Annotated in this window: 11 protein-coding genes; 1 reads left to right on the plus strand and 10 read right to left on the minus strand. The window is 33.2% G+C overall.

What is annotated here, in order from left to right; all coding sequences use genetic code 11:
- Positions 1-33 precede the first annotated feature (33 nt).
- Genes P6940_RS01185 through P6940_RS01200 form a run of 4 tightly spaced genes read right to left on the minus strand, consistent with a single transcriptional unit; the run spans position 34 to position 7,524 of the window.
- The gene (locus tag P6940_RS01185) at positions 34-3,693 is read right to left on the minus strand and encodes a PolC-type DNA polymerase III (RefSeq protein ID WP_277292943.1); all 3,660 of its coding nucleotides are present in this window, start codon (positions 3,691-3,693) and stop codon (positions 34-36) included.
- A gap of 28 nt (positions 3,694-3,721) precedes the next feature.
- Complete coding sequence (holA, locus tag P6940_RS01190) at positions 3,722-4,702, minus strand: DNA polymerase III subunit delta (RefSeq protein WP_277292944.1); 981 nt, start codon at positions 4,700-4,702, stop codon at positions 3,722-3,724.
- A gap of 21 nt (positions 4,703-4,723) precedes the next feature.
- Positions 4,724-7,084: a ComEC/Rec2 family competence protein gene (locus P6940_RS01195; RefSeq protein ID WP_277292945.1), complete on the minus strand. Its 2,361-nt coding sequence runs from the start codon at positions 7,082-7,084 to the stop codon at positions 4,724-4,726.
- 8 nt (positions 7,085-7,092) lie between these two features.
- Positions 7,093-7,524, minus strand: a complete 432-nt coding sequence (locus P6940_RS01200) for a helix-hairpin-helix domain-containing protein (protein WP_338116621.1) — start codon at positions 7,522-7,524, stop codon at positions 7,093-7,095.
- 224 nt (positions 7,525-7,748) lie between these two features.
- Between P6940_RS01200 and P6940_RS01205 the strand changes: the two genes are divergently transcribed.
- The gene (locus P6940_RS01205) at positions 7,749-8,978 is read left to right on the plus strand and encodes an aminopeptidase (RefSeq protein ID WP_277292947.1); all 1,230 of its coding nucleotides are present in this window, start codon (positions 7,749-7,751) and stop codon (positions 8,976-8,978) included.
- 302 nt (positions 8,979-9,280) lie between these two features.
- Here the strand turns inward: P6940_RS01205 and P6940_RS01210 are convergent, their stop codons facing one another.
- The 6 genes from P6940_RS01210 to P6940_RS01235 form a co-directional block, all read right to left on the minus strand.
- Positions 9,281-9,760 (minus strand): deoxycytidylate deaminase, encoded by a 480-nt coding sequence (locus P6940_RS01210; RefSeq protein WP_028257297.1) that lies wholly within the window; start codon positions 9,758-9,760, stop codon positions 9,281-9,283.
- Positions 9,761-9,985: 225 nt separating this feature from the next.
- Positions 9,986-10,186 carry a helix-turn-helix domain-containing protein gene (locus tag P6940_RS01215; RefSeq protein ID WP_277292948.1) on the minus strand — a complete coding sequence of 67 codons (201 nt, stop codon included), beginning with the start codon at positions 10,184-10,186 and terminating at the stop codon, positions 9,986-9,988.
- Positions 10,187-11,231: 1,045 nt separating this feature from the next.
- Positions 11,232-12,527 carry an MFS transporter gene (locus P6940_RS01220; protein WP_277292949.1) on the minus strand — a complete coding sequence of 432 codons (1,296 nt, stop codon included), beginning with the start codon at positions 12,525-12,527 and terminating at the stop codon, positions 11,232-11,234.
- A gap of 263 nt (positions 12,528-12,790) precedes the next feature.
- Positions 12,791-13,306, minus strand: a complete 516-nt coding sequence (locus P6940_RS01225) for a transcription repressor NadR (protein WP_028257363.1) — start codon at positions 13,304-13,306, stop codon at positions 12,791-12,793.
- Between the two features lie 55 nt (positions 13,307-13,361).
- Positions 13,362-15,836 (minus strand): leucine--tRNA ligase, encoded by a 2,475-nt coding sequence (gene leuS / locus P6940_RS01230; RefSeq protein WP_277292950.1) that lies wholly within the window; start codon positions 15,834-15,836, stop codon positions 13,362-13,364.
- A 213-nt stretch (positions 15,837-16,049) separates the two neighbouring features.
- Positions 16,050-17,939, minus strand: a complete 1,890-nt coding sequence (locus tag P6940_RS01235) for a glycosyl hydrolase family 18 protein (protein ID WP_277292951.1) — start codon at positions 17,937-17,939, stop codon at positions 16,050-16,052.
- Positions 17,940-18,047: the final 108 nt, after the last annotated feature.

Genomic DNA, 18,047 nt, shown 5'->3' on the forward strand with positions numbered 1-18,047 from the left:
ATATCACTATCTCACAAAGAATGCAATGTATACTTAGAACAAACTCATCTGTTCATCGTCTGGTAATTCACCCGTACAGCCCATAGAAATCATAGTATCAAGAATTGTCTGTGACACCTTGCATCGACGTTGTATATCTTTAATGGATGTAAAAAATTTCTTTTCTCGTTCTTCTACAATAATATCTGCTACTTTTTCACCTAAACTATCAATAGCTAAAAATGGTGGTAATAGTTTCCCATCTTTAATGGAAAAACGTCGAGCTTGAGAATATCGTAAATCTACGTTAATAAATTCATATCCTCTCTGTCGCATTTCCATAGATACTTCTAAGGCACTCATCATATCTTTATCTTTTTGTGTAGCTTTATAATCCAGTGCTTTTAATCGCTTAAATTCAGCTAATTGAGCATCTACATCTTGTGTCATAATACGTAAATCAAATGCCTTAGCGCGAATAGAAAAATAGGCTGCATAAAACGCTAAGGGATAATTAATTTTAAACCATGCAATTCTAAATGCCATCATAACATAAGCTACTGCATGGGCACGTGGGAATAGATAGGAGATTTTTTTACAAGAATCAATAAACCATTCGGGTATGCCTCCATCGCGCATTTCTTTTTCATATGCCGATTCTGGATTACCCAACTTATCTTTTTTATCAATACCTTTCCCTTTACGAACATTTTCCATAACTTTAAAACCGGTTAAGTCGGCAATTCCATGATTACGTAAATAGTTCATTACATCATCACGAGTAGAAATGGCTTCATTTAATTTACATGTGCCATTTTTAATTAAAGTTTGTGCATTATCTAACCACACATTGGTGCCATGAGAAAATCCAGAAATACGAACTAAGTCAGAAAAATGTTGTGGTTTAGAGTCTTCTAACATCTGACGCACAAAACTAGTTCCACATTCAGGCACCGCCAAGGAAGCGACCTTATCACCTTGCAATTGTTCTGGTGTCAAGCCTATTGCTTTTGTTGACGAAAACAAACTCAATGTTTCTGGATCATCAAAAGGAATTGTTTGTACATCTATACCGGTCATATCTTCTAGCATACGAATAATAGTAGGGTCATCATGACCCAGTATATCTAATTTCGTCATACGTCCTTCTATCGAGTGATAATCAAAATGTGTAGTAATAACACCACTCTCTTTTTTATTTGCTGGATATTGAACTGGTGTAAAATGATGTACATCCATATCTCGCGGACAAACCATAATACCACCAGGATGTTGTCCCGTTGTATTTTTTACCCCGGTAAATCCTTTTGCTAAATTTTCAAAATATCCATTGCGTGCTTGTATACCTCGAATTTCTGCATATTTTTTTACATAGCCAAATGCTGTTTTAGAGGCAATCGTACCAATTGTACCTGCTTTAAATACATTATCACGGCCGAATAATTCCTCTGTATACTTATGCGCTTTAGCTTGGTAATCACCAGAAAAATTTAAATCAATATCAGGTACTTTATCGCCATTAAATCCCATAAAAATAGCAAATGGAATATCGTGACCATTTGTATGTAAAGGTGTGCCGCATTTAGGACATTTTTTTCTTGGTAAGTCAAATCCCCCTGGATATTCGCCTTTCGTATAAAACTCACTCCATTTACAATGAGGACACACATAGTGTGGCGGTAATGGGTTAACCTCTGTAATATCTGCCATAGTTGCAACAAAAGAAGAACCTACAGAACCTCGTGAACCCACTAAATATCCATCATCTAATGATTTTTTTACCAATTTATGCGCAATATAATATAATACGGCATACCCATGACCTACAATACGTTCCAGTTCATAATCTAAGCGTTCTTGTACAACTTTTGGTAGTGGATCACCGTAAATAGATTTCGCTTTTTTATAACACATATCTGTTAATGCTTTTTCAGAGCCTTCAATTTTAGGCGAATACGTACCATCTGGCACAGGTGTAAGTTCATCAATCATTTCATTAATGGCTCTAGAATTAGTAACTACTACTTCGTATGCTTTATCTGTCCCTAAGTACTCAAATTCAGCTAACATTTCATCCGTCGTACGCAAGTGCAAATCTGGTTGATGGGCCGCGTCCATAAATCCACTGGCCGTCAACATAATTTCACGATAAATCTTATCTTCTGGATGTAAATAATGTACATCACAAGTTGCTACCACTCGTTTACCTAAAGCATCTCCTAATTCAACAATCGTTTTATTCATGTCAATCAAGGTTTCTCTATCAGGTACAATGCCTTGGCGTACCAAAAATTCATTATTACAAATTGGTTGAATTTCTAAATAATCATAGAAGCTGGCGATGTCTAATAAACGCTCTTTAGACTCCCCCTTAACAATGGCTTGCATCAATTCTCCCGCTTCACACGCAGAACCAATAATAATGCCTTCTCTATGTTCTTCTATAACCGCACGTGGCAATCTAGGTCGCCGTTTATAATAATCCAAATGAGATATACTAATCATTTTATATAAATTCCGTAATCCCACTTGGTTCTTCGCTAATAAGATAATATGATAACGTTTATCCGAATCAGGATTTTCAATTAAATAACCCTCTACGCCATATATAACCTTAACGCCTAAGCCCTTAGCAATTTGTTGTGCCTCTGGAAAAGCTTGTACCACACCATGATCAGTAATAGCTACCGCAGGATGCCCCCATTCTTTAATCGTTTGTAGTAATTCTTTTACCGATACAAGTGCATCTTTATCACTCATTTTAGTATGAAGATGCAGCTCAACACGAGAATCTTCGCGATGTTCTTTTCGTTTCACGGTGGTAGATATTTCTTCTATACTCTTTACCTGCAATATAAAATCACGTTCGAACTTATCATCAAAATCAACATCTCCTTGTACTCGTACAGAAGATACTTTTTTTAATTTTTTTACAACATCTTCCCCTTCCTCAACAGAATTAAAGAATTTTTTAAAGCGAATACTATTAGTCATATCAGCAATCGTGCCAATGACAATCGACTTATCTGTTTTAGTAACTCGTAACTCGCATTCCCCTACAATAACGCCTTCAAATACTAAATTGCGACCACCATCATTAATATCCATAATATGTACCGCATCACCTTGAATATGAGGTCCCAATAACATACCTTCTGCGGTTTCTTCATTTTTACGTCTACGGGATTTTCCAGAATAACTACTCCGCACTGTAGCCTCTTTCTTATGAGATACACTATCTGGTTTAGTAGTTACATAATCACACGCAACAGGTGCAGTATCAAAAAAATCAAGGCTTTCATCATCCTCAATAAATGGAGCAAAATCAATAGGTATCGGTCCGTCTTCAGAACAACTATATACTTCCCTATAGTCAGAACTTACTTCACAGTCTTTTTGTTCACTGCGAATTGCTTCAATCTCTTCAATCAATTCACCAACGCCACAGCCTCCAGCGTAGTAATACGTATCCATTCCATCGCCTGTAGTAGTATTAATATTCCAAGAAAAGCAACATGTGGTATCACTATTCGATGGTATGGCTGAAAAACTAATTCCCTTTTCTTCATACCAAGCAACTAATTTATTTCGCAAATTATCTAACGTAGTGAATGATGGTTCTCTTGTCTCTACCGTTACTTCTTGTTTTTCTAAATCCACATAATAATCTGTATGCTGTTTTTGTTTTGATACTATATGATACCGTACTTTCATATTCTATTCCACACAATCAATACCTAGACTAATTTGATTCTTTACAATAAGCTATACATAAATCTCTAAATTGCCACATATCACTTTTACCTTGACGACTATCAGTCATAATCGTATATAAACCTACTAATAGTTTCTCTAGGGCAGATATAGAAATCTCATGGGCTGCATTATAGGCCAACTTAATGGGATAGCTTTTTATAGAAGAGTTTTTCTCTTTACATAAATTTTCTATGCTTTGTCGAGACATTCCTAGTGAACGGCATTCACTCACCATTAATTGCAGCCGTAATTGACCTTCTATATAAGACATGGCTCGATCAATTTCTTTATAACCTAACATAAACGGAAATAATTCTAATAATGTAGATACATTTTTTTGTAATAAAGCTTCTTTAAAAGCAAAAATATTTTTAGCACCATAATCACTACTATTTGTTTCCAAAAACTGTTGGTCAATTATCTTATGATTACCTAATTGCAAAAAATATCGATCCAATTCTGTTCTCATAAATGAAACAGATACATCTTGCCATAGTTCCATTAAATGACGGATATATTCTATACCATCTGGTGTGATTTTAAAACCATGATGTGTGCAGTAATTACGTATCCATGCTAATAATTCACCGCCTTCTAGGCGTTTGCATTCTATTGACTCAACTTTATTCAATAGCGCCATATTTGTTTTAATCCGTTTATCAATTGTATCATGATATATAATAACAACTGGATTTTTCCCTTTATACTGTAGGATACTGTTATATAAATTATTCCATGCTGGATCTTCTCGTTTACCACTCTTTTTAAAAACAGGTGGATCAATTAAAAGAAATAATCGTTCATCATCAAATAAAGAGTCTTCACATAAAAACTCGCTAATACGAACGGGATCTATGGCATCACGCACTGTAGTAATCGGAATAGTTTTATAACGCTGTAAAATTTCTTGTTTTTTCTCTTCTATCAATTGTGGTTCATTGCCATAAATAATTGATACTTGAGCCATAACTAATCTCCTTACATACAATTAAAGTGTTACATCTGGAATATATCGATACTTAGCAGTATAAATATAGTCATTATCTATATCAACATCTACCTTTTTATAACCTGTAGCGTAATAAATAACAGTAGAATTATTTACAATTTCACTGTCGATAATTTTAGGCGTATCTGTGATAAATACATTCACTTTATTGTTTAATTCTAGTGCTTTTTTATCTATTTGTCCATGAGTAAAATAATAATTACCATGTGAATTACTTACATGAATTGCTAATAATTTATCATTACTTTTCTCTATTTCTAGCTCTCCTCCACTATATGGTTTCCAATCGCCTACTATATATAATTGATTCTGATTTGAACTATGTGGCACTTTATTATTGCTACTACTAGAAATTCTATATTCATCTTGTCTATAAAAAGATCTACTACTATCCATATTAATTGACCTATTGCATAACATTGTTAATTGCTCTCTATCACACTTTTCCACATGTTCTCCAATAATCATTGTGTACGATGAAAATCCTTGGCCTTGAATCGCTTTACGTAACATTCGTATATCCGCTATATCTATAGGATTATTTTTCATATCGATATACAACATGCGATTATTATATCCTTGTACAATAGTATATGCTATTCCTCGTTTTATCGGGATATAATGAAATCTAAGATGACTACTATAATAATTCATACCCAGTGCGAATATAAACGTGATACCAATAATACTAATCACATAAATCACATAGTGATATATAACGACTGAAATCTCGGCTACATAGTAATACAAGCATCTAATTCCCATATAATATATCACACTATATAGCAATGGTAACATGCCGACCCAAATTACAGAAAATTGCCACTGTACTAACGAATAATTAAAAAATAACGCTAACTGTAATATCCATTTAATTACATACCATAGTATAGGTACAGATATAACGATTGATAGTACTAAGACTAACAATAATAAAATAATTACTACATCTAATAAAGGTGTTACAATAACAGCCGTCACCACTGAAATAGGACTAAAAAAATGAAAATAATATAATTGTAGCGGCAAAATTATACTTTGAGCTGTTAAAGAAAGAATAATTGGACCTTTTAGGTAACTTGGTATACGTGGCAGTAATATATACATTGGTCTAAAAAATAAAATAATTCCTAACGTGGAAAGAAAAGAAAATTGAAAACTTATATCGAGTGCTAATAATGGATTATATATTAATAAAACAATAGCTGTATTCAATAAAGCCTGTCGTGCGTTATATCTTCGGCCCATAATAACGCTCATACCAATGATGACGCCCATGATAGAGGCTCTTACCGCTGGGGCATTAAATCCAAGCAGTATGCAATAACCGATAACAACTAATAAGGCGACATATACCGATTTTCGTTTAGGTACGCGAAACAGAGCTAAGCTCCCATACACAAAAGAAAATAGCAAGGCTATATGTGAACCTGACACAGATAAAATGTGAATGAGTCCAGAGTAAGAGAATGTATCTATAATCAATGGTGATAAATCATGATAATTAGCACCTAATATAAGGGACTTACAAATAGTTCCTTCTTCTTCTGGCAGATAAGTATGTATATAGTCACTAATTCTATAACGGAAGTGACTTGTTACACTATAGATATTTCGTACCATCCTATCTATAAATGATTCATGAAAGCCATAGGATGACAACATTTCCTCGGATATATATTGATAATCACCATTATAAATAGTAGCTACCGTTCCAGAAGAAATCGCTCTAGCCGTCAAATCAATTGACCCTACTTCTTTGATAGGTCGATATATAGTAGGAGTCCCTTTTACCATTATCAAACTGCCTGCTTGCAGCAAGTTAGGATGTGTCTCATTTTTTACCATATCTTTTTTTTGTGTATTAGTCTCTATTTTACTATACGTATTAATTAGACCTTTTCCTACTATATGCCATTCTTTATGATTTTTCTCTGCTATTACTCCATATAATCTTCCTGTAATTTTTTGATAAGCACCCTCTGAAAAAGAAACTAGCTCACTATCCTTAGTCGTAGCTATAATATACTGTCCTTCTTGTTTAGCATAAAATGGTTGTAATTCATAGTAATTCATCACGCTACGTTCTGTAAGTATATAACCTAAACAACTACTACCCAAAATCAATATAGTGATGATTACTATTCGTTGCCATAAAAACTCTCTAGTTCGTAAAAAAATAATAATTTTGCTAACTACATATAACATAGAAAGTATAACAAGTAATTCTAATGGATAGGTACTATCAACTATTCGCATATATGCTATCCCTATACCAGTAAGCATAGCCGCCAATATAATAGCACTAACATCTGTATATAAAATATATAGTCTACGCATAATACTACCTATACAGTTACTTTATCTTGAATTTTGCGCAACAAAGCTTTTCCAATCCCCTTGACTTTTGTCATATCATTAACACTAGCAAAACTACCATGTTCCTTCCGATACTCATCAATTCGTTTTGCCATAGTTTCACCAATACCTGGCAAGCTTTTTAATTCTTCAATCGTTGCTGTATTAATATTTATCTTCTGCTTCCGTAATAATGCTTCTGGATTCCCATTAAAATTAAATGGAATATGAATATGTGTTCCCGGTTCAACTTTTTCTGCTAGATTAATAGAATCTGTTCCCGCATAAGGTAATAAGCCCCCAGCTAATGTAATTGCCTCATGTATAGTATATGATTTTTCTAAATTGTATAATCCTGGATTTTCTATAGCCCCTGTAATATAAATATGATACTCTCCATCACTCGAACTATTAGCATTCATAGATGTTGAATAAGAATCTTGATTTTCTCCATTATTTATTTGTACTTCATTCTCTGTTATAATAGGCACTAGAAAGTAAATTATACATATAATGATTATGATGCCTATAGTGCCATATATTATTTTCTTATCGTATTGTTTCATTTACATCACCTCTACTATAGAATTCTAAGTCATTAACTAAATTCCTAGTAAATCTACTAGCAGTGATATAAGGAGCTATTATGTTACATCAAAAATTAAGAGAATATGCTAAACTATTATTGACTTCTGGAGTCAATTTACAAAAAAATCAGACTCTATTTATTTCTGTGGATGTGGAAAATAAAGAGTTTGCATATATTGTCACTGAAGAAGCTTATAAAATGGGTTGCTTTGAGGTAGTCGTAAATTGGCGGTCTATTCCTGTAGCTAAGCAACGACTATTATACGCACGCGAAAATGCATTAATACGTCAACCTAATTGGCTATCAGCCTACTATAAAACCTATGTTGATCGTAAATCAGCCTTTCTATCATTGATCAGTGCCAATCCTAAAGCCTTTTCTGAAGTTCCCCCTAAACGACTAGCTATGCAAGGAAAAAGCTTAAATGACGCGTTATCATTTTATCATCAAGCCATTATGGGTTCTCAATTAACTTGGTGTGTTGCCTCAGTAGCTACGCTAGAATGGGCAGAAACACTGAACTATACAGGAACTAATAATGAAAAAATATACGCCTTATGGATGGATATTTTACGTTTGTGTCGACTAGTTGATGTGCCAGAAGACGAATACATTACATCGCATTTAACTAACCTAAAAAAACGAACTGAAACATTAAATGCATTAAACTTAGAAGCCTTACATTATACATGTTCTAACGGCACTAATTTAACAGTTCACCTACCAGAAGGACATATTTGGCAAGGTGGTACAGAATTAGCGAATAATAAGATAGAATTTAATGCCAATATTCCTACAGAAGAAGTATATACAGCACCACAATTCAACGGTGTTAACGGTATAGTGTATGCTACAAAACCGTTAATCTATCAAGGAAATATGATTAAAAATTTTTATTTTAAAATTGAACGTGGAGATATCATTGAAATTCATGCTGAAAAAGGTCAAGAAATTCTTGAAGAACTTATCTCTACAGATTTTGGTTCCCACTTCTTAGGTGAAGTAGCACTTGTTGATCACTATAGTCCTATTAGTCAATCAAACAAGATTTTCTACGAAACTTTATACGATGAAAATGCTTCCTGTCATCTAGCCATTGGTGCTGCCTATCCTACCTGCATTGCTAATAACGAAGGTAAAAGTGCAGAGCAATTACGAGATCGAGGGATAAATTATTCTATGGTGCATGTTGATTTTATGATTGGCCACGAAGATATGAATATTGTAGGGATAAAAAAAGATAAAACTACGGTTCCCATTATGGAACATGGAAGATTATTAGTATAGAAATTATTCTACTAAATTTATCTTTCTTATTTGCCTAATATGATTAAATACTTCTAGGCGATATAAAAAATAATTTTCAACAATACATCTTTCCTCTAGCACATAAGTAGCTACTCTCAAGATAGACTCAATGTTCTTAAACTATAATTATAAGGCCGCTAATCAAAGTAATATATCTTTGATTAGCGGCCTATTTATTACTATACTCTTATAAATGAGTATAATTAATATATTTTTTTATGTCTTATATCGCTGTAGTCATAAAATGACTACTATTTCTATTTTTTATCATGCCGAACTACCTATAGATGAATAGTTAAGACTCTACTTGTTGGTTCATATTGAATTAACTCAACACCTGCTGTTTGTAACATACGCTTTGATGCCATAACTTCTGGTGTATTTGCATACTTATCTTCCCAATAAATAACTGACTTTATACCACTTTGAATAATCGCTTTAGCACATTCATTGCAAGGAAATAAAGTAACATAAATTTTACTATTTTCTAATGAACCACCTCTATAATTCAAAATAGCATTTAATTCACTATGCACTGCATAAAAATATTTATTATCATTATGTGTATCTCTGCTCCAACTAAAATCATCATCATGACAATGCAATGGCAGACCATTATAACCAATAGATAAAATTTTATTGTCATCACTAACAATGCAGGCACCTACTTGTGTATTAGGATCCTTTGACCGCTGTGCAGCTAATTTAGCCACTCCCATAAAATATTCGTCCCAACTTATATAATCATTGCGCTTACACATACTATATCCTCGTCTCTAATAAATTATTATATATATATATTTAATATTTTACCGTAAAACTCGATTTTTTTAAAATATAATAAAACTAAGTAAAATAACATAATAGCCAAAAATGCAATATATAAAATTTGTCTACTAACTATCAATAAAATATAGTTAGTTTTTGCCGTTTTTTTGCCGTCAAAAGAAAAGGACTATCATATGCGATAGTCCTTTTTGGAATCATTATTTTTCTAATTTCCCATATAATCGTTCCATGCCTTGTCGTGTTACAAGCCACATTTTACCCGACTTTCTACATTCTACATCTATTTCTAATCGTGGTCCTCTTCCTTGCACGCCTGTACATAACTGTTTGATAGATATAGGACTTTTCCCCCACAACTCTGCCGCCTCGCCAGTTGTCATTACATCTTCTAATTTCATAATACTCCTAATGCAATTAATAAATTATATACTGATAATATAAAAGCAATAACACTAATTATTAAAGTTAATCTTGAAATCATATACTCACCATTGATATAATAGTTAGGAAGACGGGACTCTTTCGACTCCCTGTGGTTATCGTTTTAACAATTCTATTATCGCGATTACGAGTTGGATAAATACAGTTGTTATCGGTAGCCACTTTTTTACTTTCTTCCTTAACTACATTTATATCATAACCTTTATCGATTATATTGTCAAGTATTTTATTAATATTATTGCCAAAAAAATAAAGCCTATCAATCTAGATATATTCTAAGTTGATAGGCTCTTCTTAAGAGTTATAGGACTTTATAGCCACGCAAGACTGTATGACATCAAACAAAAATAAGGGTTTACAGAATTATCTGTAAACCCTTATTTAATTAGCTTGTGCTGATTGATAGTATATACTCTACTATCCCAACTACAGTCAATACATACTGACTATCAGCTAATCTATAGGGACACTATAAGGGCATATATATTTCATATACGATTTCGTAAAAGTCGCAATGTCTAGTAAATAAATCGCTGTGTATTTATGTGTATAAAATACTACTAGTACACACACCACGACTAACCTTGCTAAATACTTTCATGCTCACTACTAATACATACCAAGGTATGGAATATAAATTTATTACATATCACTGATTTTCATATATTGTGCTACTTATTTGCAATTCATTTTCATTGACTATGATGCGATTGCCATTACCAAAATCGATAAACTGCATTATACATCTGTATGCTAAAAGTTCAATATAAAATAAGCTCTGTTAAACCAATTGTTATGTAAATAGTATAAACTCAACACTTAACAAAATAATTCATTCATTTTATTTACAAGTCCACTGCATATGCATGATACAAATGTTGTATAACAATATCACAGAAGAGAATTTTGTTATATATTATAATTATACGTTTACTAATCACTAAATGTATTATTGTATCTATTCACATACCTATTCATAGATACAATCAAATACATCTATGATTATTCTTCTAAGGACGTATTTTTCTTTTCTACGCCTAATAATATTACAACAATTGCTATAATGACAAAAACAGTTGCAAACATAAAGAATATGCTGTCTACAGATATTTTATATGACAATAATGTGCCTACTAATAATGGTGCGATAATACCACCAATTCTACCTATACCTGCAGCCCAACCTGAACCAAGCCCTCTAATACGAGTGGGATATAATTCTGGTGTGTATGTATATAGTACACCCCAAGCTCCTAGATTAAAGAATGACATCAAAGCACCCCACATAAGCAAAATCATTTCTGTTTCTGCATGGCCAAAAAAATAACTAGCGATGCCACTACCTAGTAAAAAAATTGCTAATGTATATCGTCTACCGAGCCAATCTACTAGCATGGCCGCACAATAATATCCTGGCAATTGCGCCAATGTCATTAGCAAAATGTATTCAAAAGTTTTTACCACTGTAAATCCTTGCTGATATACTAGTGTAGGTAGCCACAAGAATATGCCATAATAACTAAAAATAATTCCAAACCATAAAAGCCATAACATAATAGTACGAACTCGATAGTCTCTATTTAATAAGTCTTTTACATTCAAATGAGTCACTAACGAATTAGTATACACCCGACTATCATCATGAGTAACACTTCCCAAAGATTGCTTAGTCGCTGATTCTAAGTATTGAACAACCTTATTAGCTTCTAAAAGTTGTCCTGTTTTAAGTAAATATCTAAGCGATTCTGGTATATGTCTTCTAATAATACCTGTATACAAAGCTGGTATAGCCCCTACCAACAAACCAAAACGCCACCCATATATAGGTATGATCGCATACGCCACTAATGCGGCAGCTAGCCAACCAACAGCCCAAAAACTTTCTAGAGCTACCATAAAACGTCCTCGATATGCTTGTGGCGAATATTCTGTAAGTAATGTAGCTGCAACAGGTAATTCTGCGCCCAATCCTAATCCTACTAACAATCTAAAAAACAATAATAATTCATAATTAGGCGCTATGGCAGATAAAGCTGTAGCTACACCATATACAATCATTGACCATGTAAAGATTTTAGTTCTACCATAATGATCAGCTAAGGTTCCTCCCAAAATAGCACCAATCGCCATTCCAAATAGGCCAATACTGCCTAAGAGTCCTATTGCACTACTAGATATGTGCCATTCTTTTACAAGCATAGGGATGATAAAAGAAATAATCCCTGTATCCATGGCATCAAACGCCCAACCAATACCTGCCAATACTAATAGTCGATAATGAAATCTGCAAATTTTCATCGAGTTTAACGTATCTAATATCATTCTTCCTATCTCTCCTCGTATGTATACTAAAAGCTATACACATAACCACATGTATAGTTTTTAGTATACATACGAGTGCTAAAAAAAGTCAATACGTACATAAGAAAAGCACCGATATATAATAAAATTATATATCAGTGCTTTAATGTTATAAAAAATCTATAATTACCAATACTGCTATATGTTATGATAAGAGCTATGATTATACATAATGTAAAGAAGCCATCACTAGATTATATTTAATGATAAATGATGCCCAGCTCTTCTAACTTTTTTATAATCATTTCCATAGTTTCTATACTATCCGCCTCAATCGTATGCATATGGATACCTGCACTTAAAGAAGATAATAGTCCACTATAGGATTCTTTTTGCTTGATTAAGTAATTTTCTACATCTTGTAACGATCGTAAATACAAAGAAACTCGTATAGAGCCATATACATCATGTTCAATTGTTACATCATGTACGATCCCACCTAATTTAACAATAGTAGATAGCTCTAAGGAAACTTCACTAGCATCGTGCTTACATACAATTTCCCGTTTTACCATCGATTTAACATTTTGCAATAATTGATAGCCTCTAGCAGTAGACACGATAGGATATCTCTGACTACGCAATGCCGCCATATCACCTACTATAATCTGACGTGTTACGTTAAACTGTTCAGCTAATATGGTTCCTGAAATAGGTTGTTCGGTAGATTCTAATATCTGTAACAATTGTGTGCGTCGAATTTCTTTTTTCCCCATATTTCTTATCCTATCGTAATAAAAGCTATATAATTCTACTACTTGCCCTAATTAATTATTTTACAACAATATTAACTATTTTGGCTGGGATAACAATACATTTAACTACTGTTTTACCCTCTGTAAATTCTTTAACACGAGAAGATGCGAATGCTAACGCTTCTAATTCTTCTTTATTAGCATTCACAGGAACTGTCAATTTATCTCGAACTTTACCATTTACTTGAATAGCAATTTCTACTTCGTCAACAACCAATGCATTATCTTCATACATAGGCCATTCTGCTTCATGAATACTACCGTCAAACCCTGCACTATGCCAAAGTTCTTCTGTAATATGAGGCGTAAATGGAGCTAATAATAGGAGTAAGTTTTTTACAAGTTCATTAGCTAATCCGCCATTCATATTTTTCACTGTATCTTTATATTGATACATAGCATTCACTAATTCCATAATAGTACTAATCGCCGTATTAAAGTTAAATCTACCATCTAAATCTTCAGTGACTTTTTTTATAGTTCTATGTAATTCACGACGCAATGCCACTTCTTCTTTTGTCAAATCACCATCATTACCTTGTTGTGCAATTTGGTAGTATGTATCAACTATGCGCCATACGCGACCTAAGAAACGATAAGAACCTTCTACGCCCTTATCACTCCAATCAAGATCACGATCAACTGGTGCGGCAAACAAAATAAATAAACGAGCTGTATCTGCCCCATATGTATTAATTATTTCTTCCGGCGATACGACATTTCCCTTTGACTTAGACATTTTACTGCCTTCTTTAAGAACCATCCCCTGTGTTAAAAGTCCTTTAAAAGGCTCATTAGCTTCAATAAGTCCTAAGTCATGCAAAACTTTTACAAAGAATCGAGAATATAATAAATGCAAAATAGCATGCTCAATGCCACCAATATATTGGTCCACATTCATCCAATAATCAGCAATTTTTTTATTAAACGCTTCTTTATCATTACGTGCATCAGTATACCGTAAAAAATACCATGATGAGTCAATAAATGTATCCATTGTATCTAATTCGCGACGAGCAGGACCACCGCATTTAGGACACGTACAATGTGAAAAATGCTCTGATGTGGCTAATGGAGATGTAGTTCCTGCCCCAAATTTTACATCTTCTGGTAATAATACTGGTAATTCTTCTTCCGGTACAAGTTGTTCTCCACAGTGTTCACAATACACAACTGGAATCGGTACGCCCCAATAGCGTTGACGAGAAATTAACCAATCTCGTAATCTAAAATTAACTTTTCCTTCACCTATATGCATTTCTTCAAGACGATTGGTAATCGCCTTTCTTGCTTCTTCAGATGTTAAGCCATTAAATTCGCCAGAGTTAACGAGAATTCCATCTTCATGATTAACTGCTGTCATTTTATTAGGATCTGTTTCTACTGTTCCTTCTTGATTTTGAATCACTACTTGAATCGGTAAATTATATTTTTTAGCAAATATAAAGTCCCGTTCATCATGTGCAGGAGATCCCATAACTGCACCTGTACCATAATCAACAAGCACATAATTAGCAATCCAAATAGGAATATCTTGTCCAGTGAAAGGATGCTTTGCATAAGCCCCTGTAAACATTCCCTCTTTTTCTACATCTGTAGACGTACGATCAATATCACTCATATTGCGCATGCGTTCAATAAAAGCTTTTAATTCACTTTCATTTGAACGATTAGCAATTAACTCTTCCACATACGGATGTTCTGGTGCTAACACAATATAACTTACACCATAAATAGTATCCACACGCGTTGTATACACAGATACTTGTTTATTAATTTCTGGAATAGAAAATTGAAATTCTGTGCCTTCACTACGACCAATCCAATTTTTCTGCATAGCTTTAACTCGTGATGGCCAACTATCAAGTGTATCTAAGTCCTGTAATAATCGATCTGCATAATCAGTGATTTTCAAAAACCATTGACTTAAATCTTTCTTATGCACTGGGTTATCACAACGCCAGCATAGACCATCAATAACTTGTTCATTAGCTAATACAGTATGACAATCATCGCACCAATTAACTTTAGCTTCCTTTTTATAAGCCAATCCTTTTTTATAAAATTGTTGGAATAGCCACTGCGTCCATTTATAATAATCTTCTTTACATGTAGCAACTTCGCGATCCCAATCATAAGATAAGCCTAATGCTTTTTGTTGCTTTTTCATGTTTTCAATATTATCCAACGTCCATGTTTTAGGAGCGATACCATGTTTAATAGCTGCATTTTCCGCAGGCATGCCAAATGAATCCCACCCCATTGGATGTAATACATTAAAGCCTTTCATTTTCTTAAATCGTGCTACCACATCTCCAATTGAGTAATTTCGTACATGCCCCATATGTAAATTCCCTGATGGATAGGGGAACATTTCTAGTACATAATATTTTTCTTTACTTTCATCATATTCTGTTTTGCAAGTTTTATGCTCAGACCAATAATCTTGCCATTTTTTTTCAATATCTTGGGCTACATATTTTTCGTTCATGCCCTCTCCTCCTCCACAATACAGCATAACACATGTCATTATTGTATATATTGGTGTATTATATATCCTAATCTCTCTACGTAACCATGATTATATAATGACATATAGGACCTAACACATATAGATATAATAAATAACTATACATACTAATATAAATTAACACTTTCAGTCTATTATAGTACTAATCAACAAATATCGTCAATTCTAGAACCTCTAATAATGATAGATAAAATCTAAGATATCTTCCGTTTCAAAATCTTTTCGCCACGCTGCAAAGCCAGCTAATGATAAATTCTTAATTAACTCTAATTTATACTGTAAAGAGTCTATATCTTCAAACCATATTGATTCTACTATCTTACTTCTCTTTTTTACTGTTTCCCTTTGTAGTGAGTTAACATGCTTTTCATTACCACTCATCGTCTTACCATCATAGATTTCTAACCGATGTGTCTTGAGTATATCATCCCACCAAATAGAATCTTTATACTTAGATAGGTAATCCATACTATCCTTAATGGTTAACGTCCTACCTTTTGTAATATTGTTAGTAGTAGTCCATATACGTGTGTAAAAAGGAATACCCAATACCAATTTATTAGGTGGTACTTCCTGCAATATATCTGTTACATTTCGTTTAACCCATGGATAGCTTGCTACGGGTCCTGGTTTAGGACTAGAAGCCCACGTTTCATCATAGGCCATTAGCACTACATAATCTACATTCTTAGCCAATTGATACCTATCATATACTAATGACCAATTAGGACTATCCGAATATCCTGTTACATCAATAGAGGTGTATAAATTATACTTATGTAACTCTTCATTTAAATATGCCACAAAATCTACAAGCTGTTCTTTATCCTTAAGATAAATATTTTCAAAATCAAAATTATAGCCACTAAATCCATAGATTAGCGCATACTGTATTAATTGTTGTGCATAAATTTTCCATGCTCTCGGTGAATGTAAAATAGTATGTGTTATATCTGGATCAAATTGATTCGTAATTAGTGGCCAAACTTGATACTTTTGTACTCCATAACTCATAACGTAATCAATATTCATGCCTTTATTAGGTATAATACCATCTACTCCTAATTCAAACCAACTTGGAGAAATAACAGACTGTTGATTTGCGGTCAAGCTTTTCTTATATGGTTTACTTGGATATGGATCAAAGGCCCATGATATTGGTGTGTGCAACATGTTTTTTTCACGAAGTTTCCAGCTCTGATAAGATGGTTTAATATAAATACCATTTTTTCCTTCTTCTACGATAACACCTAAAGTACCATTACCAATGGTACCATTAATATACTTTATATTATCAATAGTAATTAACGGCACTTCGATTTTTGTTCTAGTCCTATCTTGTGAAAATCTAACATATGTATCTTGTAAATCTAATCTAGGCACTAACATCATTATTTTATCAGTTGCACTCTCTATAGCATGCACTTTCTCCAATGTAGTAGTTTGTAAGTACACATCTAAAGGAATTAATACTTGAGAATTACGAATGAGTCCCTGCCCAAGCTTTTTATATGCTTTATTAGTCAGTTGCAATAAACTTGTGGTGACATAAATTGGTTTGCTATCATCATGAGAATCACATACTACAGATGAATTGATTTTCTTCATCTTCGTGCTATCTTCTGTAGTAGATTCATTCAATTTATCTATATTTTTAACTAACAGAGCCTCCTTATCCATCATACTATTTTTATACGGTCTAGTACTATCTATATGGATCGTCATTTTATCAGTCTGTTGTCTACTTTTTTTATAATACTCCATCTTATCTCTAGCAAGTGATTTTCTAGGCATTATAGTAATGTGCTCATATAAAGCTTCTTTCTTACTCCCCTTAATGCGTCGCTTTTCCATTCCAGACGGGGTATAAGACTCTTCCTTGGTGATTAACTTTCCATAATCACTAGTAAAAGTATTAGCTACTTTCCCCTCATTCATACGTTGAAAATTCACTGATGTATGAGAATAATTTTCTATATCATTAATTATTGGCTCATCATTTGCTAAACAATTAACTGTAACTACAGTTAAAATAAAAGTGGCAGTAATTATTTTTTTTATCATCCATATCACCTTATAACATATACTACAATAATGCAGTTACAATATTATAGATAAGAACATAATCTATATATTTATTTATTATATCACATACAGTTAATTGCCCTAAAT

It is taken from the genome of Veillonella montpellierensis, assembly GCF_947090115.1.
GTDB classification, from domain to species: domain Bacteria; phylum Bacillota; class Negativicutes; order Veillonellales; family Veillonellaceae; genus Veillonella; species Veillonella montpellierensis.